The organism is Pseudanabaena sp. Chao 1811 (assembly GCF_027942295.1).
Taxonomy (GTDB): Bacteria; Cyanobacteriota; Cyanobacteriia; order Pseudanabaenales; family Pseudanabaenaceae; genus Pseudanabaena.
Map to the genome: position 1 here is coordinate 2,480,283 of NZ_CP101416.1, position 24,393 is coordinate 2,504,675.

At 41.5% G+C, this 24,393-nt stretch carries 26 protein-coding genes and 1 tRNA gene; 9 read left to right on the plus strand and 18 right to left on the minus strand.

The genetic code is table 11. The features are described 5' to 3' along the window. Positions 1-3 precede the first annotated feature (3 nt). From NMG48_RS11305 to NMG48_RS11320, 4 genes are all read right to left on the minus strand, one after another. The gene (locus tag NMG48_RS11305; protein ID WP_271251663.1) at positions 4-1,860 is read right to left on the minus strand and encodes a hypothetical protein; all 1,857 of its coding nucleotides are present in this window, start codon (positions 1,858-1,860) and stop codon (positions 4-6) included. A 10-nt stretch (positions 1,861-1,870) separates the two neighbouring features. Further along, positions 1,871-2,659, minus strand: coding sequence for an ADP-ribosylglycohydrolase family protein (locus NMG48_RS11310; RefSeq protein ID WP_271251664.1), 789 nt, complete (start codon positions 2,657-2,659; stop codon positions 1,871-1,873). Further along, a complete protein-coding gene (locus NMG48_RS11315; protein ID WP_271251665.1) occupies positions 2,653-3,432 on the minus strand; it encodes an ADP-ribosylglycohydrolase family protein in 780 nt (259 codons plus the stop codon). The genes NMG48_RS11310 and NMG48_RS11315 overlap by 7 nt, the downstream gene beginning before the upstream one ends. Positions 3,433-3,525: 93 nt before the next feature. Beyond that, positions 3,526-4,407: a protein phosphatase 2C domain-containing protein gene (locus NMG48_RS11320; protein WP_271251666.1), complete on the minus strand. Its 882-nt coding sequence runs from the start codon at positions 4,405-4,407 to the stop codon at positions 3,526-3,528. A gap of 124 nt (positions 4,408-4,531) precedes the next feature. Between NMG48_RS11320 and NMG48_RS11325 the strand changes: the two genes are divergently transcribed. Further along, a complete protein-coding gene (locus NMG48_RS11325; protein WP_271251667.1) occupies positions 4,532-5,221 on the plus strand; it encodes an NUDIX hydrolase in 690 nt (229 codons plus the stop codon). 161 nt (positions 5,222-5,382) lie between these two features. After that, a complete protein-coding gene (locus tag NMG48_RS11330) occupies positions 5,383-6,093 on the plus strand; it encodes a ribonuclease H-like domain-containing protein (protein WP_271251668.1) in 711 nt (236 codons plus the stop codon). 21 nt (positions 6,094-6,114) lie between these two features. On the opposite strand, the gene NMG48_RS11335 is transcribed toward NMG48_RS11330, so the two are convergent. After that, positions 6,115-6,831: a hypothetical protein gene (locus NMG48_RS11335; RefSeq protein ID WP_271251669.1), complete on the minus strand. Its 717-nt coding sequence runs from the start codon at positions 6,829-6,831 to the stop codon at positions 6,115-6,117. A gap of 352 nt (positions 6,832-7,183) precedes the next feature. Continuing rightward, positions 7,184-7,255 (minus strand) — tRNA-Lys (locus NMG48_RS11340). Between the two features lie 210 nt (positions 7,256-7,465). Here NMG48_RS11340 and NMG48_RS11345 point away from each other — a divergent pair. Together NMG48_RS11345 and rph are read left to right on the plus strand one after the other, a co-directional pair. Beyond that, positions 7,466-8,929, plus strand: a complete 1,464-nt coding sequence (locus NMG48_RS11345; protein ID WP_271251670.1) for a serine/threonine-protein kinase — start codon at positions 7,466-7,468, stop codon at positions 8,927-8,929. Between the two features lie 10 nt (positions 8,930-8,939). Beyond that, positions 8,940-9,656 carry a ribonuclease PH gene (gene rph, locus NMG48_RS11350; protein WP_271251671.1) on the plus strand — a complete coding sequence of 239 codons (717 nt, stop codon included), beginning with the start codon at positions 8,940-8,942 and terminating at the stop codon, positions 9,654-9,656. Positions 9,657-9,705: 49 nt separating this feature from the next. Here the strand turns inward: rph and NMG48_RS11355 are convergent, their stop codons facing one another. Continuing rightward, on the minus strand, positions 9,706-10,026 hold the full coding sequence (locus NMG48_RS11355; protein ID WP_404822271.1) for a c-type cytochrome: 321 nt from the start codon (positions 10,024-10,026) through the stop codon (positions 9,706-9,708). A 467-nt stretch (positions 10,027-10,493) separates the two neighbouring features. Here NMG48_RS11355 and hemE point away from each other — a divergent pair, with 467 nt between their 5' ends. Next, positions 10,494-11,531 carry a uroporphyrinogen decarboxylase gene (hemE, locus tag NMG48_RS11360; RefSeq protein WP_271251673.1) on the plus strand — a complete coding sequence of 346 codons (1,038 nt, stop codon included), beginning with the start codon at positions 10,494-10,496 and terminating at the stop codon, positions 11,529-11,531. Positions 11,532-11,727: 196 nt separating this feature from the next. On the opposite strand, the gene NMG48_RS11365 is transcribed toward hemE, so the two are convergent. The 4 genes from NMG48_RS11365 to NMG48_RS11380 form a co-directional block, all read right to left on the minus strand. Further along, positions 11,728-12,603: an S-methyl-5'-thioadenosine phosphorylase gene (locus NMG48_RS11365; protein ID WP_271251674.1), complete on the minus strand. Its 876-nt coding sequence runs from the start codon at positions 12,601-12,603 to the stop codon at positions 11,728-11,730. A gap of 117 nt (positions 12,604-12,720) precedes the next feature. After that, positions 12,721-13,698, minus strand: coding sequence for an Hsp33 family molecular chaperone HslO (gene hslO / locus NMG48_RS11370; RefSeq protein WP_271251675.1), 978 nt, complete (start codon positions 13,696-13,698; stop codon positions 12,721-12,723). Between the two features lie 144 nt (positions 13,699-13,842). Continuing rightward, positions 13,843-14,850, minus strand: a complete 1,008-nt coding sequence (locus tag NMG48_RS11375; RefSeq protein WP_271251676.1) for a late competence development ComFB family protein — start codon at positions 14,848-14,850, stop codon at positions 13,843-13,845. A gap of 106 nt (positions 14,851-14,956) precedes the next feature. Next, the gene (locus tag NMG48_RS11380; protein ID WP_271251677.1) at positions 14,957-15,472 is read right to left on the minus strand and encodes a chemotaxis protein CheW; all 516 of its coding nucleotides are present in this window, start codon (positions 15,470-15,472) and stop codon (positions 14,957-14,959) included. Positions 15,473-15,849: 377 nt separating this feature from the next. Here NMG48_RS11380 and NMG48_RS11385 point away from each other — a divergent pair, with 377 nt between their 5' ends. The 4 genes from NMG48_RS11385 to NMG48_RS11400 all read left to right on the plus strand — a co-directional run bounded on the left by NMG48_RS11385 (position 15,850) and on the right by NMG48_RS11400 (position 19,132). Beyond that, positions 15,850-16,317, plus strand: a complete 468-nt coding sequence (locus NMG48_RS11385) for a ubiquinol-cytochrome c reductase iron-sulfur subunit (protein ID WP_271251678.1) — start codon at positions 15,850-15,852, stop codon at positions 16,315-16,317. A 125-nt stretch (positions 16,318-16,442) separates the two neighbouring features. Then, positions 16,443-18,260: a S8 family peptidase gene (locus NMG48_RS11390; RefSeq protein ID WP_271251679.1), complete on the plus strand. Its 1,818-nt coding sequence runs from the start codon at positions 16,443-16,445 to the stop codon at positions 18,258-18,260. 56 nt (positions 18,261-18,316) lie between these two features. Beyond that, a complete protein-coding gene (locus tag NMG48_RS11395; protein WP_271251680.1) occupies positions 18,317-18,541 on the plus strand; it encodes a hypothetical protein in 225 nt (74 codons plus the stop codon). 81 nt (positions 18,542-18,622) lie between these two features. Continuing rightward, positions 18,623-19,132 carry a hypothetical protein gene (locus NMG48_RS11400; RefSeq protein WP_271251681.1) on the plus strand — a complete coding sequence of 170 codons (510 nt, stop codon included), beginning with the start codon at positions 18,623-18,625 and terminating at the stop codon, positions 19,130-19,132. A gap of 46 nt (positions 19,133-19,178) precedes the next feature. On the opposite strand, the gene mtnA is transcribed toward NMG48_RS11400, so the two are convergent. From mtnA to NMG48_RS11435, 7 genes are all read right to left on the minus strand, one after another. Next, positions 19,179-20,270 (minus strand): S-methyl-5-thioribose-1-phosphate isomerase, encoded by a 1,092-nt coding sequence (gene mtnA, locus NMG48_RS11405; protein ID WP_271251682.1) that lies wholly within the window; start codon positions 20,268-20,270, stop codon positions 19,179-19,181. A gap of 168 nt (positions 20,271-20,438) precedes the next feature. Further along, complete coding sequence (locus tag NMG48_RS11410) at positions 20,439-20,771, minus strand: type II toxin-antitoxin system PemK/MazF family toxin (protein ID WP_271251683.1); 333 nt, start codon at positions 20,769-20,771, stop codon at positions 20,439-20,441. Further along, positions 20,756-20,950 (minus strand): DUF2281 domain-containing protein, encoded by a 195-nt coding sequence (locus NMG48_RS11415; RefSeq protein ID WP_142655405.1) that lies wholly within the window; start codon positions 20,948-20,950, stop codon positions 20,756-20,758. The genes NMG48_RS11410 and NMG48_RS11415 overlap by 16 nt, the downstream gene beginning before the upstream one ends. 188 nt (positions 20,951-21,138) lie before the next feature. After that, a complete protein-coding gene (locus tag NMG48_RS11420; protein ID WP_271251684.1) occupies positions 21,139-22,737 on the minus strand; it encodes a hypothetical protein in 1,599 nt (532 codons plus the stop codon). 15 nt (positions 22,738-22,752) lie between these two features. Then, the gene (locus tag NMG48_RS11425; protein ID WP_271251685.1) at positions 22,753-23,616 is read right to left on the minus strand and encodes a hypothetical protein; all 864 of its coding nucleotides are present in this window, start codon (positions 23,614-23,616) and stop codon (positions 22,753-22,755) included. Between the two features lie 171 nt (positions 23,617-23,787). Beyond that, positions 23,788-23,958: a hypothetical protein gene (locus tag NMG48_RS11430; protein WP_271251686.1), complete on the minus strand. Its 171-nt coding sequence runs from the start codon at positions 23,956-23,958 to the stop codon at positions 23,788-23,790. A 3-nt stretch (positions 23,959-23,961) separates the two neighbouring features. Continuing rightward, a complete protein-coding gene (locus tag NMG48_RS11435) occupies positions 23,962-24,171 on the minus strand; it encodes a hypothetical protein (RefSeq protein ID WP_271251687.1) in 210 nt (69 codons plus the stop codon). Positions 24,172-24,393 lie beyond the last annotated feature (222 nt).

Here is a 24,393-nt window from a genome sequence, read left to right on the forward strand (position 1 = left end):
CTTCTAAGCTAATTGTAACTGCAAAATCTTTTGTGAGTGAATCACATAGATACCTTGTGAACCTACAATTAAGGAACATCCGCTATCGACGTAGGTTTCTGTCTCAGGAAAGGTTTTGGTAATCATAATCTGTCGATTATTTACCTCAATTCTAACGATGCCCTCATCAGTGGGAACGAATAGCCAATTAGCGATCGCACTGCCTCCGTGAATATTCATCAACCATGTAATATCTCCTTTAGGTGCGGCAATTGTGGCAACTAACTCACCTGTGGGACGCAATGCGGAAACTCGATGGATGATATTGCTTTGCTCTTGGGTGATGGTGAAGAACCAGCAGATGTCATTGCTAAAGGCACAATTTGCATCAATTAGTTCTCCTTGAATGGGTGGAATCTTTACGCGATCGCCTATTCCTGAACGCTTAGCATCAAAAGTGAAAGCAACACTGATATTACCTGCGCGATAAAAGCCAAAACCGAAGGTTTCGCCAATCCAGAATTGAGTTTGTCCTTCGAGAATATCTCCGATATATTCATTCCCTAGCTTGCCATCACGGAGTAATTGACCTTGATCAAGCCAATAGCGATAGAAGGAGTTAGCACGGATTAACTCGGCGGCGATCGTTTGTGGTTGTCCTTGATTGAGCATAATGGCTTTTCCTTGCTTGGCAAGGATTGTAGACTGACCAAAGATGGTGAATTTAATATTAGCATCGAGTTCTCCTGACAATAAAACTGCGTTGTCTTCGCGTTTAAATTCGTGGTTAACGTGATAGAGATAATTGAGAGAATTATTTTGTAAAGCGACTTGCAGAATTACGCCTTCAGTTTGGAATATATGGATAACTTTACATTTTTCCTCACCCCCTGCCCCTCTCCCAGAGGTAGATGGGAGAACTGCAATTAGAGGCGCACAAATTGGGCAAGTAGTCCTTAAATGTTCGATTCCACATTGATTGCACTTTGTCCAAACCATTGATTCGAGTAGTGATTTTGGGAAATCTCCGCGCCAATCTTTTTCAAAGCAGTTATGAAAATGGTGTAATAAATCATCGGATAGAACCTTGTAAGGAATTGCAGGTTTGGGATAGCGCACATCGGGATGAAAGATTGTAATGCGTTGCAAAGGTCTTGCCCCGTGAGGGATCTGTGAGGCTTGCGATTTGGGCTTGTATACGCCGCCATAGGGATCGACATAGAGGAGGCTCTGCATGAACATGACCGTGAAGGCGTACCAATCGGATTCAGGATTATGGGGACTGATGAGAATTGGTTGATTGGCGTTGCGATCGCACAGCATAGGGTCAACAAATCGTGCCGTAAACACCTGACAGGGAAATTGCCCAAACTGAAAGGAATCCGCATCAATGAGGTTAACTTGATTTTGAGAGACCAATAGATTCAAATCATTAAAATCGCCAATCGTGACATTTGCTTGATGGATTTTTAAAACTGTTTCGTGTAAGTCGCGAAATAGGCTAGTCACAAATTGCTGTGAGATGGCGTTGGTGTTGCGGTAAGTGCGATCGCTATATTTCAAAAGTGGCACTGTATTTTGCAAGAAGGGCATTGCATAGCCCAAGATCATTCCCTGTTTATCTGTGGCTAAAGCTTCAGGTTTAATCACCCTCGCAGGTAGATTTTGTGGAAAATCAGGGAGCTTTTGCTGATGGAGCGATAATCTCGCTTGAGCCGCTAATTGTTCTTGAGGTGATAACTGATAATCAGGATGATCGGCGGTTTTAAATAGTTTGAGAACCTTACCATTTTTGAGATCATAGATATCCGCTTCGCCACCTTTGCCGATCGCATTTTTAGGATTAACTTTAATTCGCTTTTGATTGAGATAGATATCCATGATTTTGCGCCTAATATTTCAAATAACAAGGCAAATTGTAAGTTCCGTTAAATTCAAGCACTGTATTCCGAATCTGCCGATCTAGTTTTTTCCATGCTTGGATTGCGATCGCATGAGGGACACCACCGTAAAAGGCTTCAGCGATGCTGCCTGTAATTGCGGCGATCGTGTCGCTATCACCACCGAGAGACACAGCATTACGAATCGCATCTTCAAAATCCGTTGATTCTAAAAAAGCAATAATTGCTTCAGGAACACTTTTTTGACAGGATACCTCAAACTTATAATTGGGGCGAATTTCATCAATGGTGCGATGCAAATCGTAATCGAAAGTTTGCTCGATATAAGCTTGAATCTCTTGCTTAGTCTTGCCCTGACGCGCCAAGAAAATCGCTGCCGCAGTCGCCTGTCCACCTTTGATGCCTTCGGGATGATTGTGAGTTGCGGCGGTGCAACGTTCTGCTTCCTTAAGGACATCTTCGAGATTATCGTAAGCCCATGCGATCGGACTCACTCGCATTGCTGCACCATTGCCCCAACTGTTGTAGCCTTCTTTCCGATTGCTCATTGCCCAGCAAGTAAACCTCTGTCCAAAACCTGCTAGGGGATAGCGCCAAAAGCATTTCTTGAAGTTACTCACATAGCTAGTTCCCGTCAGAATGGATTTTGCAACCGCATAGGTGAGAACCGTGTCATCACTAAAATGACTACCAAAGGAGAACAGTTTGAAGTCTTTTCGCTTCATTGGCACTACTTCGTAAATCGAGCCGATAATGTCACCAGCGATCGCACCTAACATAGGTCATACCTCGTTCTAAATTCTTTAACTACTTCACGCAGGTTTTCGGGTAAATAACTCAATGCCTTTTTAGCAATATCTTGAGGAACACCACCATAAAAGGCTTCAGCGATGCCACCTGTAATACAGGCAAGTGTATCGCTATCACCACCAAGGGAAATAGCATTGCGAATGGCATCTTCAAAATCTGTTGATTCTAAGAAGGCAATGATGGCTTCGGGAACCGTTTCTTGACAGGATTCATTAAATTGATAAACAGGACGAATTTCATCTAGAGTTCTATCTAAGTCATAGCTAAAGGATTTTGCGATCGCCTTTTTGATTTGCTCTTTAGATTGCCCCTTACGCGCCATATAAATCGCTACAGCCGTTGCTTGCGCTCCCTTAATTCCTTCAGGATGATTATGAGTAACTTCTGCTGATCGCTTAGCTTCCTGCATCACCATTTCTAAATCATCATAGGCAAATCCTACAGCGCTAACACGCATAGCGGAACCATTACCCCAGCTATTGTAAGGTTCCATGCTGTCAGAATGAATCCACTGAGCAAATCTACCACCATAGCTACCCTTGACCTGTGGATATGCACACGCATATTGTTTGATATATTTTCCATAGTTACCGTTTTGCATTAAGCAATCGGCAACCGCAACAGTTAGCACCGTATCATCCGTAAAATCACAGCCATCACTAAAGAGAGGAAAGTCTTTTGAGCGATGATTATTAAATTCGTAAATAGAACCGACAATATCGCCGATAATTGCGCCTAACATAGTTTTTCCCTTTTGGGTAATTGGCTTTTAGCTTTTTGGGGTGATTGGGAATTGGTAATTGGGGATTGAGATTTTTTCTGTGTAAGCTAACAGCTAATCGCTAAAAGCTAACTGCTTTCTAATCACAACTAAACTCGTATCATCTGACAAAATGCCCGTTCGCTTAGTTAACTCTTGTTTATGCCAGTCAGGTTTGACTTCTTCACGATTGAGCATTGCGAGCTTACGTCGGATGGCATCGGGATTTTTGAAATAACGGGATTCCTTCCAAAACTGCTCGACAGGTTCAACTACAGCTAAATCAATTATTCCATCGGTGGCAATTAGAAGTGATTCTAATTTTGATGTGGGAAGGCGATCGCGAATCTCAAAATTAATTGCTTCAGGATTGTATAAACCATAGGCAAGATAGGGGGGTGCATTATCAGCATAGGGTGGAATTTCTGTAAATTTGCCATTAACTGCGATCGCACCGTCACCTATGGAGAATGTGACAGTTTCTCTAGGTGTGACTATGGCAACCACAATTGTAAATAACAAATAATCATTCACAAATTCCATTGTTACTGATTTAGATAGCTCTGCACCACCACTAGCGATCGCTACGAAATCTTTTAACTTTTGTAATAGATTATGTTTCAATCGATGCCAAAACTCAGGTTCAGAGATTGATAGTCCTCCTTCAAGAAGATTGGCAATCTCCTCAGAGATCATCCGCACCCCAATTTTTGCACCAACTTCACTATGTCTGCCTGCGCTACAACCATCACAGACGATCGCAACAATAAACTGCTCGCGCATTACAACTCGATAGGCATCCTGATTATTTTTGCCAACAAGAACATGATTACGTCCAATAATCGATCCAGTGGCAAATTGAAACTGAATCACTAAATTGTCAGTTTCCAGATTAGAAATCTCTGACTCAGAAACTTGTGGCGATCGCTCATCGAGAATACCTACTTGTTCTTGCATCGCGATATAGTGTATAAACTACACAAACTAATATAGTGTTATTTTTACACTATGTCAAGAGTTAATAATTACGAATTACGAATTACGAATTATTAACTCGTAATTCGTAATTCGTAATTGATAAATGTATACCTACAACTACCCCCGACCTGCCCTCACTGTTGACTGCATCATCTTTGGACTTGATGCCCAATTGGAACTCAAAGTTATGTTAATTCAGCGTGATATCCCGCCATTTCAAGGACAATGGGCGATCCCTGGGGGATTTGTCCGCATGGATGAAACCTTAGAGCAAGCAGCTTTGCGCGAACTGCAAGAAGAAACAGGGATTCACGATGTTTATCTAGAGCAGCTATATACCTTTGGCGACCTAGAGCGCGATCCCCGTGATCGCACAGTTACGGTTGCCTATTACGCTCTTATTAATCTCATAGAACAACAAATCCAAGCCTCTACCGATGCGCGAGAAGCTAACTGGTTTTCAGTTCATGCAATACCATCCTTAGCTTTTGATCATGAGCAGATCTTACAAAAGGCGATCGCCCGACTCCGTAGCAAAATTCGTTATGAGCCAATTGGATTTGAACTATTACCCAAAAAATTCACCTTAACACAGTTACAAAAACTTTACGAAACTGTCCTAGCTCGTCCCCTAGACAAACGCAATTTTCGCAAAAAAATCTTAAGTATGGACTTACTCATTGATACAGGTGAAGTAGAGCAAGGCGTATCCCATCGAGCAGCTAAGCTATATCAATTTGATGAGGATAAATACTTGCAACTCAAACAGAATGGATTTAATTTTGAACTCTAAAAATTAAAGATTTAGAAGTGTTGCTCTATGCTATCTCTAGTCTTTCTTAATGATGCAATTGTCAAATCAGCGATCATAAACCGAGTATTACCGTTAGGATATATAAATAGTAGTTATCTACTTGCTAGCCATTCTCCTAGCCCACCTCTGAGCCAAACTCTATGTACAAAAGGGAATTCAAGCTTCCAAGTCAATATATAAATAATTTCTACGATGGCTCAATCTATGATCTTGTTTTTCTAGACTTAGAATGGTGTCGCGATTTTCATAAGGATGGCTTAGTACAAAAGATTTTTGGTTATACGCTAACTCGCATTTTAGAAGATAGCAACGAACAGTATATTAAGATTCAATTTATTGAATCTAGCACCCAAGAGAAGAAGATAATTCAAGACATCCTCAATGATCTACAAAACTTACAGGGAAAGTATTTTATTGGGTATGGATTATCAACTAGTGATATGTTTTGCTTACAGAAAAGAATTGAGGCTCTAGATTTTATTCCTAAGGTCGAAAGTATTAGAATTCTCGATTTGCAAAGAACTAGCCAACGCACAGATCTCAATCAAGGCTTAAATAATTTATTCGCCTATTTAGGAATTCCAATTTATAAAAGAATTAAGGGATATTACGTTTTTCGGAATGGCAGCAAAGTCCTACGCAAAGAGAAAGGATATGAAACAATTCTTAATGAAATTTATGAATATTGTCTAGAGGATGCCGAAAATTATTTTCACATTATCAGCAATTGGCAAACGCAATTCCCTTTAGTTGATCGCAATAAACATCAAACGATCAATCTCAAAATTGATTCGCGATCGGAGCACCGCATCCGATCACAGAGAAGTGCAGCTTTACAAAGACCTTCCTAAAGATACGCGCACTACTTTTTTTTAATAGTCATCTCTGACAGCAAAAGTAATCGTTTGTTTAGTCAAAATATTAATGACGGTATTAGGTTCGATGACTGTCACCTGTGGTGCAGTTACATTCCCAATTACAGCACCAGCTGCCGCCCCACCTAACACATCAAGAATCTGCACATTACCGCGTAAAACTCCACTCAAAACTGCACCTGCGGCTCCACCAATACCTGCATCAGTCAAGATTGAACCAGCATTAGTTTCACGGGGATCTTTCATGTCATTAATTAGCGCTGATTCTGCCTGTAGACTGATCGTTGCACCACGACTAGTAAACTTTTGGGCAACAAACTTAGAACCGCCTTCTACGGGTACAAATTGTCCTTCGATGACTGCTCCCGCAGGGATTAAAACTGTACCGTTACTGGGAGCTTTAATATCTTGGGCAACGAGGAGGGTTGCATTTACAGTTTCGCCCTTAGCGATGTAAAGAGTATCTTGGCGATTAATTTTTGTAGCGATCGCTTGTCCCGCAGGCAAACTCAATGTCGAGCGAAATAGCTGTGCAACTTGATTGGGGTAAGTTGGTTGGCTTGGTGTTTGCGTTTGAGATATTTGTGATTGAGATTGTAAACGCGATCGTGAATAGGCTTCGCTAGGACTTGCTATTAAGGAAGTTGCTGCGATGCTTAGAGCTATACTGACAGATGAAATAACTGCCAATTTTGAACTTTGTTGAACACTCATAAACGCCTCTGGGGATGCCGATAGGGTTCTATCTAGATATGACTAATAATAATTTGGCTTTGTTCCTATCGCGATCGCCAAAATCATCTATGCAATCAAAGCCGTGATCTTGTGTTCTATTGGTTCATGGATCGACAAGATTGGAAGAGAAAGATAACGTTAGAAATAGAACCAAAGTAGCCAAACATTATTAAGCGATACAGGAACCTACTTCAAGAGACTTATTTATAAAATTTAAAAGAAGAACCTAAAAGACTAATAACTCTTAAATTTCTGGTGTAAGGATAGTCGGCGCGAAGCAACGACTATCCTTACCTATTTAGCACTACCGAATTTCTTGAATTTTTTAAAATGGGTGACCTGGGATTCGAACCCAGGGCCAGCGGATTAAGAGTCCGATGCGCTACCACTGCGCCAGTCACCCGTTGTTTTGCTTGCTCAATTTCAGAGCGATTTATATCTTAGCAAATGTTTGCATAAATCCATAACAAAATTTCAATAAAGAACCAGATTTTTTGTGGCGTGGCTTTGCCACGCCACAAAAAATCTGGTTCTTTATTTTCTTTCGCGTCCCTAATGCTTGAGTCTTTGCGATAATGGCTATAAATTTTTATCAATAACCCATAGAGTAAATGTGTTAAATACCATACTTAGAGGGCATTACAAGATTGTTAGTCACCTTGGTGGTGGTGGCTTTGGACAAACCTATCTCGCAGAAGATATTGATCTACCTACCCATCCCACCTGTGTGGTCAAGCAGCTTAAGCCGATTTCCCGTGAGCCTTTTGTGCTGGAAACCGCTAAGCGACTCTTCGATAAAGAAGCAGAAATGCTCTACTCATTGGGTTCTCACGATCGCATTCCGCGCTTACTTGCCCACTTTCAGGAAGGCGAAGAATTTTATTTAGTCCAAGAATTTGCCGATGGCACAGATCTGACCAAGGAGATCGGCAATGGCAAGCGATCGCCTGAATTTGTGGTAATTGCTCTGCTGCAAGAGATTTTAGAAATACTGGTATTTGTGCATGAACGGGGCATAGTACATCGGGATATCAAGCCTGCCAATTTAATTCGGCGCAAGTCAGATCGTAAAATTGTACTGATTGACTTTGGCGCAGTTAAGGAAATTAATGGCTTAGCGGGGGACTCTCAGGGAAATACAAATCTGACGATCGCGATCGGTTCCCCCGGATATATGCCAATCGAGCAGGTCAATGGCAAGCCGCGTTTTAGTAGTGACATTTATGCTATCGGGATGATCGGCATTCAGGCAATCACAGGGGCGGAGCCGAGACTATTTGGTGAGCATCCTGAAACTGCGGAATTAATGTGGCGTGAGCATGTACAGGGTAACTATTCACCGCAATTTCTCGATATCCTCGATAAAATGGTGCGCTATGACTTCCGCCAACGCTACCAAACTGCCCAAGAAGTCTTAACAGCGATCGCCTCTCTATCTAGCATTGATGAGCATGACTTACCAACGTTAATTAGTAGCCATATAAATGTAGATCCTAATAATAGTTCCACAATTATTACTTCGCCCCAAGCGCTCATCCAATCAACTGATATACCCACAAATACGCAGGTAGCTCCTAGTCGTTTTAACGCTACTAATGTCAGTAAGCTCCAGCAACAAAAGGTCTATCCTTGGAAAAAGTTTATGATTATTGCGGGGATTATTGCTGCCATCTCATCATTTGCGATGATCATGAAATTAACGCATACACCTACCACGACAGAAGTTCCTCCTGCTTCTATCACGACTCCACCCACTCCCCCATCCTTACCAATTCCTACTGCCAATCCATCTACCGCTAGCCCTACTAAGTCTGCCGAAGAACTGCTTGCTCAGGCAATCTTACTCAATCGTAACGACAAACCACAGGAAGCCCTAGCCAAGGTCGAAGAAGCCTTAAAGCTAGAACCCAATAATGCCGATGCTTGGGCTGCCAAAGGTTTTTCTCTAGCGAAATTGGATCGTGAGAATGAGGCGATCGCTGCCTATGATAGAGCCCTTGAAATTAAGCCCGACTTTCCTTTTGTTAGACAAAGTCGCGCCCTTTTAGAAAAAAAGCCGAAACCCAAAAAGAAATAATTGAGTAACTATGAGTAATTCATCCAATTTTCAACGTCCCGACGGTAGAGCATGGGATCAACTGCGTCCTGTTCACTTACAACAACCATTTACCAAAGCACCTGCGGGATCAGTATTAGCAAAATTTGGTGATACCCAATTAATCTGCACTGTATCAATTGACGAGGGTGTACCCAAGTTTCTCATGGGGAGTAATCAAGGTTGGCTTACTGCGGAATATCGGATGTTGCCTGCGTCCACCATTCCCCGTCAACAGCGTGAATTTGCCAAATTATCAGGGCGGACTCAAGAAATCCAAAGGTTAATTGGGCGAAGTCTTAGAGCTGCTTTAGATATGACCGTGATCGCAAATTACACCTTTACCGTAGATATTGATGTCCTACAAGCCGATGGCGGTACGCGCACAGGTGGGATCACAGGGGGATTTATCGCGCTTAAGGCAGCTTGCGATCGCTTACTGGCAGAAGGAAAAATCGAGCGATCTCCAATTCGCAATGCTGTTGCGGCTGTCTCCGTTGGCTTAATTGATGGCAAGCCTATTTTGGACTTAAATTACCAAGAAGACTTGGCTGTTAGTGTCGATATGAATGTGGTGATGGATAGTACGGGCAAACTAGTTGAGGTACAAGGTACTGGCGAATCTGATACATTTTCGCGATCTCAACTAGATCAAATGCTGGATGTAGCAGATAAGGGAATTAAGGAGCTATTAGCACTTAGCTGTTAGCGCTTAGCTGTTAGCTTATAAAAAGGGGGAGCGCGTCGCGCTCCCCCTTTTATAGTTGCTTTAAATAACTTAGTAAATCTGCCATATCCTGTGGACTTGGCTGAAACTGTGGCATTGGTGGTGTTTCGCCACTAACCACTTGTTGTACTAGTTTGGCATCGGACTTACGTTCGGACACTCCGTGCAAACTTGGACCTACTTTGCCATTTGCCCATTGCCCATGACAAGCCACACAGTTCATCACAAATATTGATCTTCCCTGTACGGGATCTCCTGACAGGCTAAGTACTGACTGTGTATATGGGTCGAGTGGTGGACGTAATAGCCAGAGAATACTTACGATCGCTACGATTACAAAAGCGATCGCGATCGCCACAAAGTTTTTCTGAGGTGTGTTTGCCTCAGCATATGGCAATGCTATCTCTGATGCCTTGTCCTTTAACACATCAGTGTCCTTTGTCAAATTTGCCCCTTCTTTAATCACAGTTTTTAAACCTAGCGATCGGCTTAGCTGAAACCTTTACTTAGACAGTATCAATAGCTTACTAGAGGTTAGGCATGTGTTACAGCGCATAGCAATCTATAAACTCTGAAACTTTCTCAGCTTAAGTATTAATAACATATCTTAAAGAAAGTATAAGGAATCAAATCACAATTAGAAATTAAATAAAGCCTAAATTTCGGCATGAACCGATTATCTCCTCTAGGATTTAGCCAGAGTAGCGCCAATAGCGGGGCAAAGCGCTCCTATTTACTTTAGTTATGTCTGGTACGTCACGTTCTATAATTCAAAAGCACAATAATAAGAAAAATTTAAAACATAGGAAAGAGTTAATTATGGGAGGAAATGATCGCTTGCTACGGGCAGCAAGAGGTGAAGCAGTGGATCGTCCACCAGTATGGATGATGCGCCAAGCAGGAAGATACATGAAAGTGTATAGAGATCTGCGCGACAAATACCCAACATTTAGAGAGCGTTCGGAAATCCCTGAATTAGCCGCCGAAATTTCTTTGCAACCATTTCGCGCTTTCCAACCCGATGGCGTGATTATGTTCTCCGATATCCTCACCCCCCTCACAGGTATCGGCATTAACTTTGACATTATCGAAAGTAGAGGACCAATTATTGAGTCACCTATCAGGACTCAAGCCCAAGTTGACGCACTTACAGAGTTTGATCCCGATACTGCTGTCCCCTTCATTCGCAAGATTCTGACCGCGATCAAAGAAGAAGTTAAAGATCAAGCGACCATTCTTGGATTTGTGGGCGCACCTTGGACATTAGCTGCCTATTCCGTTGAAGGCAAAGGTTCTAAGGACTATTCCACAATCAAGGCGATGGCATACAAAGAGCCTGCGATTATCCATAGCTTTTTGACTAAGATCGCCGAAATGATTGGTACTTATGTGATCCACCAGATCGAGTGTGGCGCTCAAGTGGTGCAGATGTTTGATTCTTGGGCTGGACATCTCTGCCCAACTGATTACAAAACCTTTGCGTTGCCTTACCAAAAGATGGTTGTGGATAAGGTAAAAGCGAAATATCCCAACACCCCAATGATTCTCTATATTAGTGGTAGTGCGGGTGTGCTTGACCTGATGCCGAAGTCTGGCGTGGATATCGTTAGTGTTGACTGGACTGTGGATCTTGCTGATGCCCGCGATCGCATTGGTCGTGATATTCCTGTCCAAGGAAACCTTGATCCCTGTGTGCTTTATGCGGATCAGAGCTATATTCGCGATCGCATTCTCGAAGTAGTACAGAAGGCTGGCAACAAGGGTCACATCATGAACCTCGGACATGGCATTCTCTCCACCACTCCCGAAGATAACGCCAGATTTTTCTTCGAGACTGTTAAAGGACTTAGCTACTAATAAAAAAGGCGGCGCATCGCGCCGCCTTTTTTATGGTATTCATATACTTAATTAACACACCAAAGTCATCTTTGCCCTCACCCCTAGCCCCTCTCCCGCAGGAGAGGGGAACAAGAAAAATATCTTACTCCCCTTCTCCTGCGGGAGAAGGGGTTGGGGGATGAGGGGTGCGTCAAGTATATTAACGCCTTTTTTATTAGAGATATTTTTGCAAAATTACTTTGAGGCGATCGCGACTAGCGCTAGACACTTTACTCAAATCAGTTAAGATTGAAGTTTTGAGAGCATGATGGGCTTCTGACTTTGGTGGATTCGCGGCAATTTTTGCCACAGCATTTTGAATTACCTGTTGAGCATTAACCGCATTTTTTTGTAAATTTTGGATGATCATATCTACGGTGACGCTTTCATGATCGTCATGCCAGCAATCATAATCGGTCACTAAAGCGATCGTGGCATAGGCGATTTCCGCTTCACGGGCGAGCTTTGCCTCGGTGAGATTAGTCATGCCAATTACCTTAGCGCCCCAACTACGATAGAGCAAAGATTCTGCCTTGGTAGAGAAAGCTGGCCCCTCCATACAGAGATAAATACCACCCTTATGAACTTTGTTACGACCTAAATCGATGCTTTCGGCAGCAGAGGCAACAACTGATAGAAGCGACTTACAAATGGGTTCACCAAAGGCAACGTGAGCAACAATGCCTTCACCAAAGAATGTTGATGTGCGGCTGGTGGTGCGATCGATAAACTGATCGGGAAGCACAATATCAAGGGGGCGGGCATATTCCTGTAATGAGCCAACCGCCGAAGCAGAAATAATGTATTCTACGCCTAGACTTTTCAGGGCATAGATATTGGCGCGATAGGGGACTTCCGTTGGTAGCAAATGGTGCGATCGCCCATGTCTCGCTAAAAATACTACGGGTGTTCCTGCAAGCTTGCCATAGATAAAGGCATCGGAAGTTTTGCCGAAGGGAGTATCAATATTAATTTCTTGAATATCAGTTAGGGCAGACATTTTGTAGAGTCCACTGCCGCCAATAATGCCAATTTGTGCGTTGACTGTCATAGTTTTATAAATTGTGCAAATTTTTTGATTTTTCTGGAAAGCCTCTAGAAGCGAACTTAACCATACAGTGCTTTGTACTGTATAAGAAGTCTTGCGTTGCAAGACTTCTTAAAAAGATTAAGCTTTTTGAGCTGCTGCCTCAACCTGCAATTCTTTTAACAAGTCATTTAGCTGTTCGGTGGTGGCGCGATATACCTCGCTACAGAAATGACAGGTTGCCTCAGCACCTTTATCATCGGCAATCATCGCGCGTAGGTCTTCTTCTCCAAACATTTTCATTGCTGCTAACATACGTTCAGCCGTACATCGGCAATGAAAACGCACATCTTTACTCATTGGCAAAATCTCGATCCCTAGGTCTGAAAAGAGATCGGTCATAACTTCTTCGATCTCCTTACCCTGTGTCAGCAAATCATTAAAATTAGCAATATCGCTTTTTGCTTCTAATTGGGCAAGTAAATCCGCCTGTGAAAAATTAGAGGTTTTCGCCGCCCTTAACGCAGCTTTGGGCATAATTTGCAATAACAATCCTGCGGCAAATTTAACTGGGGCATCGGCAATTGCTGATTGCTGCTCAGCCTTAGCGATCGCCTCATGATCAAGGACTTCAGTGAGAATTAATTTGGAATAGGTTTGCTCTGAGGAAGCGAGAAACCAAGCCACATCATCCGCAATATTGCCCGAAATTAACTCAACGGTGCTGCTGTAGGGTTCACCATAACCAACATCTCGTAAAACTTTAAGTAAACCTGCTGCACCGATCGCTTTGCCAACGTCTTGTTGACCATCGGTAAGGGCAGGCAACTCGAAATGGGGATTGGAGACAAAACCGCGCACAGTCCCATCAAATCCCGCATCTGCGTAAACTAACCCTAATCCGCCATCGCCTGCGACCCTAATGTTTACTCTTGCTTGCGGCTGTTTCATATTTGAAGCAAGCAATAAACTGGCACTCATGGCACGACCTAGGGCGGCGGTAGCTACTGCGGATAAGCGATGGCGGCGGTATGCTTCATTAATGGATTGGGTGATATTTACCCCAACAACTCTGACTCTAGCATCGGCGGCAATAGCGCGAATTAAGCGATCGCTCATGAACTTTCCCTAACGTTTGCATATTTATATCTACTTCATCTCTATGTTATAGCTATTGCCAGATCAAAACCCAAAATGAGAGATAGCGCCAAGCATTAATACTAAAACTAAAAATGGCTATGCCATTTTTAGTTTTAAAACCCATTACCTGCTTATTGATTTAGAAGCTGCTCTCTCCCAGCAAACCTGTCCTTTTTTAGCTAAATCCAAAGATTGCGATACTATTTCCAGCAAATTTTGCCACTTGACTTCAGGATTTAGCAGTAATTTCTGCACTTTCACTAACGCTTGCTCCCTCTCATGACGAATTTTATGAAACATTAACGGAGAAATTGACTGATAGTTGTTTTTCCGGACTTCTAGCATTGCTTCATGAACCATGATCGCAACTTCAGAACCAATGTTCATTTGGGCGTAATAACGTAGATGATTTAACCCTTTTTCAGAAGTTGCATATAGTGGCGGTAATTGATTTAAGGTAATGGCAAGTACATCTTCAAGACGGATAAATCTGAGTTCAGTAGGTGAAAATTTTTGCGCTCGGTTTTGCGCCATTTTCACCACCAGTCTTTCTAAGGAATGGACAAAATGCCGCGATTCTAGCATATAGATTTCGTATGATTTCTGTTTAGATTCGGGAGCTACGCTATGTTTTTGAGCATTTCTCTGCAAATAACTTTGGCTATGTATCTGTGGTCTTCCCAAAGCTCCATACCGACTTTGCCTTGGTGCTAGATTTCCCGAATTAAATTTAGCGATCGCACTTTCTAAAGACTCTTCTATAGCTTTAGGAACATCACACCACATTAGATTTTCCCAGCCTAATAAATCTTGGATACCAAGCAAAGCATAAGGAGCATTGGCTAACTCAATATCTGCTAAGGGTTTAGGTTCTCGTAATGGATCACGACGAACGGCAATCAGCGCTTGGCGAGTGATCTTAGTGATTTTGTCTTGAATAGCGATACATTCTTGCCTCTTTTGGATTAATCCCACATCTGTTGAAGCAAACATAGGAGGCAATCGATTTAATGTATAAGCAATAACCTCATCAGCATTATATTTATGTCTAATCCCAATCCCCAAGCTCTGCACCTGAGCATGAGCCTCCCTACAGACAAATTCGATTAGAACATTTCGACAAGATTCCATGGAATTGGTTGAGATGTGTATGTACTAAAGATTCTCTAAATTACCCAAACATATATGTATAGAGATATGTACATCACATTTTAGTTATTGTAATAGACTTCAGAAATTAGGAATGTAAAATGGTTGACTTTAAAATACTTTCTGCTTGGAGTAGATAGGAGATTTCTTTTCTTTCTCTCTCGTGAATATATCCTTTCAGATAGGGCTTCAGCGTTGTTGGTATAGAAGAGAGATCATGTTCAAAATAATTGCTTGGTAGATGCACAATTCCTGTAATGCTAGGTACTATCAAAGCGATCGCCAGTTCTTGTACGGATGTAAGAATTACCTCATAAAGTTGCATGGTTTGATTGAGAGGCTGTAGTCCTAACAGCATCGCTAGATCAATTGCCCAATACACCCGACGATGACGACTTAAAATTCCTAAAATACAAGATGGTTTATTTGGTACAGGCATGACATGGGCTGCCTTAACCGTCAAAACTTCCTGTGTGAATTCACTTTCCAGTAAACCGATGGTATGAGGATCGATCGCAAACTTCAAATAGGTATTAAGTTTTACTGTGGTTGGTTCATTCGTTTTCACATCTTGATAATCAGCTTGCTCAAACACTGTGTGCATGGATATATTTCAACTTTAGTAAACACTAAGGGTTCTGCAATTGAATAAAAAATCAGTTTTTTGTGGTGCGACTTTACCGTGCCACAAAAAGTCGATTCTTTGTTTTACTTTGAGTTCTTAACCATGTATAACGATCATTGTGATGATTTGTATACAGCATGAATGCTGATATTTAGGAACTGAGTTATATTTTGGCTAGTCTTAATGACAAATTTTGTAGAGCTTTGACTCATGCATTAATTTTTGTCTTTACTTCTATAGCGCTTTTCAAACAAGAGAGGTACAGGATTGTTTCCCTGTCTTCGGCAGGGAAACAATCCTCTGTACCTCGTTAGACCAGAAAACACTATATTCCAACAGCATATAGAGAAAAAAATATGGATCGCCGTAAGTTACTTTCTTGGTTTGGTTTAGGATGGTTGGCGAGTTTACTTCCCTCATCTCTACTGGGGTGTAGTGACTCTAACCCCTCCAATACCTCATCGTCGTCTCCTGCATCAGATTCTCCAGCTAAATCAGCGCCAGAAAGTGTAGCTGCTGCACCTAGTTTTAAATCAATCGGCACGGTTGCTCAACTCGACAAGGATGGCTCTCTAGTCTCGTCTGACAAAAAAATTGCTGTAGTTCGCGATCCTAAGGACAAGACTAAGTTATTAGCCGTCAATACCGCCTGTACCCATAAAGGCTGTACGGTACTTTGGAAATCTGACAAAAAACAGTATGTTTGCCCTTGTCATGATGCTGAGTTTGCCGCCAATGGCTCGGTAATTGCAGGACCTGCTAAGACCCCCCTCCCTACCTATGCTGCTAAAATCGAGAAGGATCAGGTCGTAGTTAGTGCCTAGTTCTAAGTAAGGGTTTTGCTATAGCGCTTTTTAAGGTACGGATTTGTGTCCCCACCGCAGGTAGGGACACAAACGATATGATAAAAAAATAGCGGCTGAGGACTTGAGAATAAGGTTTTAGAGTTATGAAAAAATTTCTGCTCTCTTGTTTGTTTTTTGCAGGTTTATTTTGGGCGCTTTCGACTTACCAAGGTTTAGCTGTCGAGGGTAAATTTGATTCGATGGTCTTAAACTTTCGCGATAATTTGTCTCCTGCTCAGGTCGATCGCGAACTAAAAGCGATCGCTTCTAAATATGGGATTGAGCCAAAGTTTAATAGCGCTTTTTCTAAGGGAAATAATCTTTATATCGTCAAAGGCGATACTCAAGTTCTCGAAAAGCTGAAGCAATCAAAAGAACTACAGGAATTGACAGAATTTGTCGAAGCGAATTATGTCTATTCAATGGACTTTTTCGGTGGCACGACCCCTAATGATCCCATGTATAAGGATCAGTGGAATCTCAAGGCGATCGATGTCGAGAAAGCATGGGCAAAGACTAAAGGTAAAGGGATCACCGTCGCGGTAATTGACACAGGTGTAAGCAAGGTTGATGACTTAAAAAACACTAATTTTGTCAAGGGATATGACTTTGTTAATGATCGCGAAGATGCTAGTGATGACAATGGGCATGGAACCCATGTAGCAGGTACGATCGCCCAGTCAACCAATAATAACTTCGGTGTAGCAGGAATTGCCTATGAAGCCAGTATCATGCCGCTTAAGGTGCTGTCAGCATCGGGTGGCGGTACTATTTCCGATATTGCTGAGGCGATTATTTTCGCGGCAGACAATGGCGCAAATGTGATCAATATGAGTCTCGGTGGTGGGGGTGAAAGTAAACTCATGCAGGAGGCGATCGACTATGCCTACAAAAAAGGCGTGGTAATCGTGGCGGCGGCGGGCAACTCGAACCGCAATGCTGCCTTCTACCCTGCCCGCTATCCTAAAGTAATCGCCGTATCTGCCACTAGTTCCACTGGCGAGAAAGCTCCCTATTCTAATTACGGTGCGGGTATTGATGTAGCGGCTCCAGGTGGGTCAATTACAAGAGATAAGAATGGCGAAAAAGGCGATATGTCTGGTGGCATTTTGCAAAATACCATTGATCCCAAAACCAAGGAATCAGTATTTCGGGCGTTTCAAGGCACAAGTATGGCAGCCCCTCATGTTTCGGGAGTGGTCGCCTTGATCGAAGCATCGGGAGTAAAAAATCCTGAAAAAGTCTTCCAAGTCCTTAAGCAATCTTCGCGCAAAGTGTCTGACGATACGCTCAACTACTATGGTGCGGGGCATTTGAATGCGGCGGCAGCAGTAAATTTAGCTTCTCAGGGACAATTGGGAATTCCTGATTTCCTACGTTGGGCGCGGGACAATGGCTACTTGAGTCCTCGCTTTTGGGTAGATGGTGGTGCGATCGCCTTAATTCCCAAGCTAATTATGGTGATTGGTTCCTATTTACTGGCATGGCTGATCAATCGTTGGCTACCCTTCCGATGGAATTGGGCTTTTTCTAATGGGGTTTTCTTTGGTGGTGCAGGTTTATTTTTCTTGCGTGGCTTCTATTTATTTGACATTACGCAACTACCCTTCCGCATTGCAGGAAGTTCACTCCCTGAGTTAGGCAATGCTTTTTCTAATACCAATGCGCTCAATCCGATTACAGCGAGTGTTCTATTGCCACTGGGTTTATTAGTTATTCTATTGGGGCATCCGCAATGGAAATGGTTTGCGATGGGTTCGGCAATTGGTACTTCTGCATGTTTAGCTACAAGTGCGGTGTTAGCGCCACAAATGATGTGGATTGGCGATGGACTACCTGCGATCGCATTTCTTAGCGTCAATGCTATCCTCTGTTTTGGCTGTGCCTACCTATCGATTAAGTCAGAGACTGCAACCATTTAAACTTTCAGAAGCCTTGCGATGCAAGGCTTCTGAAAAAATACAACTTCTAGATAAAAATGAACATTCAAATTAAGGGAACTGTGGAATATATCGATATTGGTACAGGCGCTTGGGCGATCGTTACGGATACCGATGAGCAGTATGAGATTTGGCAACCTGCCCCTGAAGAGGTTTTACAGGAAGGTTTGAAAGTAAGTGTTACTGCCAAGATTCGTGATGATGTAATGACGATGGCAGCGATCGGCGATGTTATCGAAATCGAAGATTTCCATCTCCTTTAAGCCCTTTCAATCTTGTTAGTGCTGGCTTGCATTTGATTTGAGTGACTACGGCTAAACAAATAAATTGATGCGAGGTGTCCGATGACAAAAAATACGTTTTTTTCAAATAAAGCTAAAAAAATCACCTCTCTTGGCTATGTAGCGATCGCTTCAATGGCTTTCACAATAAATACTTGTAGTCTATTTCTCCCTTGTCAATCAATCCAAGCCTCTGAACAGATATCTCCCTTCAAGGAAAAGCAATCTCAACGGAGAGTTGTTAAAATCGCAGGTAATTATCAAGTTGTTTTAGAGCCTCAAGTGATGGAAGATGCGAGGAAAGAAGGAATTGTTTCATTTTCAGGAAAATGGACGATTAATCCCGATGGCTCATTCGTCGCGACCTTGGAAACTGTCAACATTAAAAGTGAGGTACAGACTATTAGAACAACGGGTAAAGTGAGAATTGTTAACGGAAAAGTGGTTTCTCAAGTAGAAACTTTGAATGGAGAAAAGCCTAATGAACCATTCCCAACTCAATCCTATACATTGTTGTCGGATGGCAAGACATTACAAGCGGATGATCAACCTGTAAAACTTGTCAGACAATAGAAAAGTTTTTGTCGATTAGTGGTGGCACAAAGTACCACCACTAAATCTAAGGAATAAGATCGAGAAACATAGCAGAGATTGCAGTTTCATTAGCATCGCAAATACCACGCTCAGTAATCAATCCTGTGACTAGTCGGGCAGGTGTGACATCAAATCCATAATTTAAAGCAGTAGTTTCTAGGGGTGCAACACGTACTTTACCTATTTCACCGTTATCCTGTAGACCTTGCAGATAGAGAACTTCATCAGCACTACGAGTTTCGATCGCAATCTCTTTTAACCCATCGGAGATTTGCATGTCAAAGGTGGAACTCGGTAATGCCACATAAAAGGGAACCTTATTATCAAAGGCGGCGAGGGCCTTGAGATATGTCCCAATTTTATTAGCAACATCACCACTACGAGTAGTGCGATCGGTTCCAACGATGCAGAGATCGACCTTGCCATATTGCATCAATAGTCCACCCGTATTATCGGTAATCAATGTATGGGGAATCTTTGATTGTCCGAGTTCCCATGCGGTCAGGTTTGCGCCCTGATTGCGTGGACGGGTTTCATCGACCCATACATGAACGTTGATCCCCCGATCGCTAGCTTCATAAATCGGTGCTAAGGCACTACCGCGATCAACGATCGCCAACCATCCCGCATTACAGTGCGTCAGAATATTGACAGGTTCGCCTTGGGGTTTAGTTTTAGAGATCGCCTCAATTATTTCACAGCCATATCTACCAATATTGCGCGTACCAACTACATCTTCATCGGAAATAGCGATCGCTTCTTTAAGGGCAACTTCTACTAAATCAAGTTTTTTTGTGGCGGCTTTTTCTAATACAGAGAGTAAGCGATCGACTGCCCACATCAGGTTTACAGCAGTGGGGCGGGCGCGACGAATCACTGCGGAAAGTTCTTTAATCTTGTCAAGATCACCTTTGCTTTCTCTTGCAGCTAGGTACACACCAAAGGCGGCGACATTGCCGATTACGCCTGCTCCGCGCACGGTCATATCTTGGATGGCGAGTGTGGCATCGGCGCTAGTTTTGAGGGTCTTTGTCACTAAACTGAAGGGAAGCTGGGTTTGGTCTATCACAACGAGATCGCCGTCTTCTAGCCAAAATGCCTTGTATGTAGAATTCATAATTTCTCCTCGGATATCCTCGGACAATAGAGCGATTATTTCTCAATCATGCTCTAAGTCCATCCTAAGCGCAAATTTATTTGGCAATATATTCTAACGTTAGGATTGCCAAACCAGACGGTGAGGGTGTTGTCGTAGTAGACTTTTACTTCTGCCATAGTTTTTCTCCTATTGACTGATTATCTCGATAACTTTAGCGATCGCTTGATTAGTCTTGGTAGATTTGAGATGTCCTGCAATGGATAAAATAATCGACTGATCGGCGGTAAATATGCGATTGGGTCTGATATTACTGGGTTTGTTTAAGCTTCCTGTCTCAAAGTCGTTGTTGTTGATAGCTACTGCATAGGAATCTGTAAGATTTTGGCTGGTAATCTGACACAAGATTAGATCGTCACCGCGTAAGGTTGCGATTACTAAGGCTGGGCGGCGTTTGCTTTGTGATAGGTCAGAGAATGGGAAAGGGACAATCACGATATCTCCTTTTACAAATCTTGCCATGCTTCGTCTTCCTCTGGGCTAAGCCAGTCTTTTGCTAGAGATGATTCGCTCATCATAGTGATTTCTAGTTTTTCTTGTTGGTATTGAGATTTGAGAGATAGTAAAAATTCGAGTACTTGTTCTAATAATGGTTCAGGTACTTGTTCAATTTCATGGGCGATCGCTTCTTTAGTGTTCATTTTATTTCTCCTGTCTTACATTTCAGATAGCCAAGCATTGATATTAGTGATGAGTTCTTGAGTGGTTTGTCCTCCTGTGAATAGGCGTGTTTGGATTGATGCTAGGTTTTGGCAGAGTTGGGTGATCGCCTCATTAGCACTTTTGCCATAAAGGGCGATCGCTATTTAAAAAGCACCTTTAAATAGAACTAAAAAGCAATATCATCGTATGGACTAAGTTGTTTTGTTGGCTGCTCTTTCAAATACAGCAAAAATTCAATCAACTCTTCTTTTTCTAATTGACGGCGAGAGGACTTACCAAACTTACATAGCAAATATTCTTTCCCTTGTCTTGTATTCCAGCCTATACGATTCATCTCAATTAAAACTTGATTGATCGCTGTCTCTCTATCTGCTAGAACCATTCTCCTGTATAAAGAAACCTCAAGTTGAGTTAGCTCATCATTAAAGATTTCCTGTTTTGCTTCTATGATTATTTGCTTTAAATCGTAAGGATCAATATAACCAAAAGATTCAGGGGAATCTTCATATAGATCTTCTTCGCTTTCATACCAATTCTCTAAATGTTCTATCCACGGCTCCACTGATAGGCTCTCTTCTGTGGAATCAGGTATTTGAATTTCTTTATTTGCTTTGACATATTTTAGATATTGTCGAAGAAAGTTTTTACATTTTTCCGCGAGAGAATAATATTCATCATCATTTATCAATTCAGAAGCCTTGCTGATATCATCTATGGCATCTTGATAGTTCGCAATCCAAGCATTAGTAAATCCTCTAAATTGATAGAATTTTGGTGAATTCTTATCTGTTATTGAATTTAATAAAATCAAACATTCTTCATACTGCTCTAGCTCATAAAGTTCTATGGCTTCTTCATAAATAAATTCATCTAAGAACAAAAATGTGCCATTGTACAAATACTTAGTGAACCGATTAAATTGGTATTTCAAATTCTTATTACTTACATTTATTATCCAGTTTTTAACAGGTTCGCTTAAATCAGATGGTAAATTTGGAATTGGTTGTTGCAAAGATAATTCACTCATTTTATTTGAATCAAAAAAAACAACCAAGTCATTGAGTAAATTTTTGCGTGTTATTAAGCACTCGCGCTCACGAATTTTTACATTGTTGGGTAAATTGAGTTTACTACGTATCCACAAAGTCAAAGACTTACCCTTGATAATGTAAGGATCAACTGATATTGAATCAACATAACTGAATGGCAATTTACCATTAGGGAAAGTACAACTAACTTCTGGATCGCCAGCCCATGGAAATTCTGGAAATTCTTGTTTCATTGCTTGTCCAAACTTTATCCAAGAATTTTTAAGAGACCCTGATTCAAAAGGACAAGCAAACAAACGTTCAACATCCTTGACTTCAGTTAAAGAATCTATTTCACGATTAAATTCTTTCGCCCCAGCCGATCTCAAACAAATTGCTACATCAATAGCTTCGAGTAATGCTTCAGGTCTAATTTTTAACAAAATTGGTCCATATGGATTAGGTACAGCCGAATCACCCTTGAGTGATTTAGCAAATGTTTTACCAAAATCAGACAGATTAACAAATACTTTTCCCCATACTTCGTTAGCTTTGTCTGTACCATCAGTTTCAAATTTTGTAAAGTTTTTAAGACTGTTTTCTAAACAAGCTCTCGAAGGTATCCCACCCAAAGACAAATAAGATTGTAAATCAGCAAGTTGGCAAGCGTGGTAAAGAACAATTCCTCTTTGATTAAAGAGATTTACTAATTGTTCTATGTCATTTCCCTTAAACATCTATTTGATTACTCCTTAAAAAAGAACAAGTTGGGCAATATCTTGAATATTGCGAGATTCAGACAAGAAACAACTAGCTAGTTTTTCAGATTCAGCTTGAAGCATTTCTGATATTGTCGGTGATACTAATTTCCATAATTTAGAGGCGGTATCAAGTGTCAAACCAACTTTGCCAAGTCTCCAGTCAACTTCTCTTGTCCACCAATAAGAAGTCAAAGATTGGTTTGTTATCGCACTTTCACAATAGAAACTAGCCCAAGTTATCTGACGGTAAGGGATCTTAAAAATTTTTGATGCTTCTCTTAAAGCCTCTTTACCCTTTGATGTATGTTTATCAATAGCAATCCAGAAAGGAAATTCTTCTATTTGTGAAGTTGACTCAGAACGATAAACTTCTGGTAAGTTTTCCACAACACTTAAATAAGCTGCTGCTTGCATAAATGCTCTATCCCAAGGCCATCCACCTCGTTTAAATCCTTTGTAAGCAGAGTTAACAATAGCTAATCTTTCCTCGTCATGACATTCTGTAATTACCCATTCCCAAAAGTCATGAGGTCTCTTAATTGCTTCTGATATGATTTTAATATCCCGATCTGAGGGTAAATTACATAAAACCGAAAAGTCTTCTTGAGAGAGTGCATATCCCAGTGAACCAAGACCTGCGGCATCTTTTATTTTGACCGATTTTGCTGTTTTTATTAGAGCTTCAGTAATATTTTCGTCTTTAGTAAATTTTAGATTACCACCTAAAACCCAACATTCTTCAAATACAATCACAGACAAACGATTTTTAAGCCATTCTTTATCTCCAGTTTTCACTAGATGCTCAGCAACAACTTTAGTAAGCTCTGCATTACCACGTCGTACAGCTTTTTGCAATAATGACCGACACGCTTGATCAGTTTCGGGTCTTGGCTTTCTCATATTTATCCTGCGTTTTGTTTCTATGAAAATCAGGGATTGAGATAATTTAGTTAATCTATATTGAGTGTCGTTTGTATTCTATAACTGTTTACAAAATACGTTTGTAATACTCTACAAGAAATTTACTTAATTCGGTTTAACCGTCACTGTGAGATTTAGTCCCAAACTATCCAACCAAGCCGCCAACTCATACACCGCTTGACTTTTATCACTTGTGCCAAAATCTTTTACCCATTGGCGATCGCTTTCACCACCCAATGAGATCGCGACATCATCAAGCGTCGCAATAAAAATCAAGCTTTATTTCGATAACTGGATATCCTGCAAAAATATCTGAGCGATCGCCTTTAAAATTTGCAACACATCGTACAGACGGTTAGTCCTTGACAACATTGAATAGGTTTCCGAAAAATCATAAATCCCAAGCTGGCGATCTACCTTCACAAATAGGAAACTATTGCCATTGGTAATCATGCTAAACAATGGAACTTGTTCTAACGGTGCAGCCATCACATAAGCAAGAGTTTGTAGAATCCCAATCTCATAAAATCCAATAGAGAGTTGCGCCGCAACTCTCTATTGGATTTTATGAGTGGCTAGGGCTATATATGAAACTTTAAGGAGTTGATCCCGTTATATATTGATACGCTTGTTTATAAAAGTTAAGTATTTTCTCGTTATTTTCGTTAAGACAGTAAAGATTTCCTAAAGAATCGCTTAGACCAACACAGA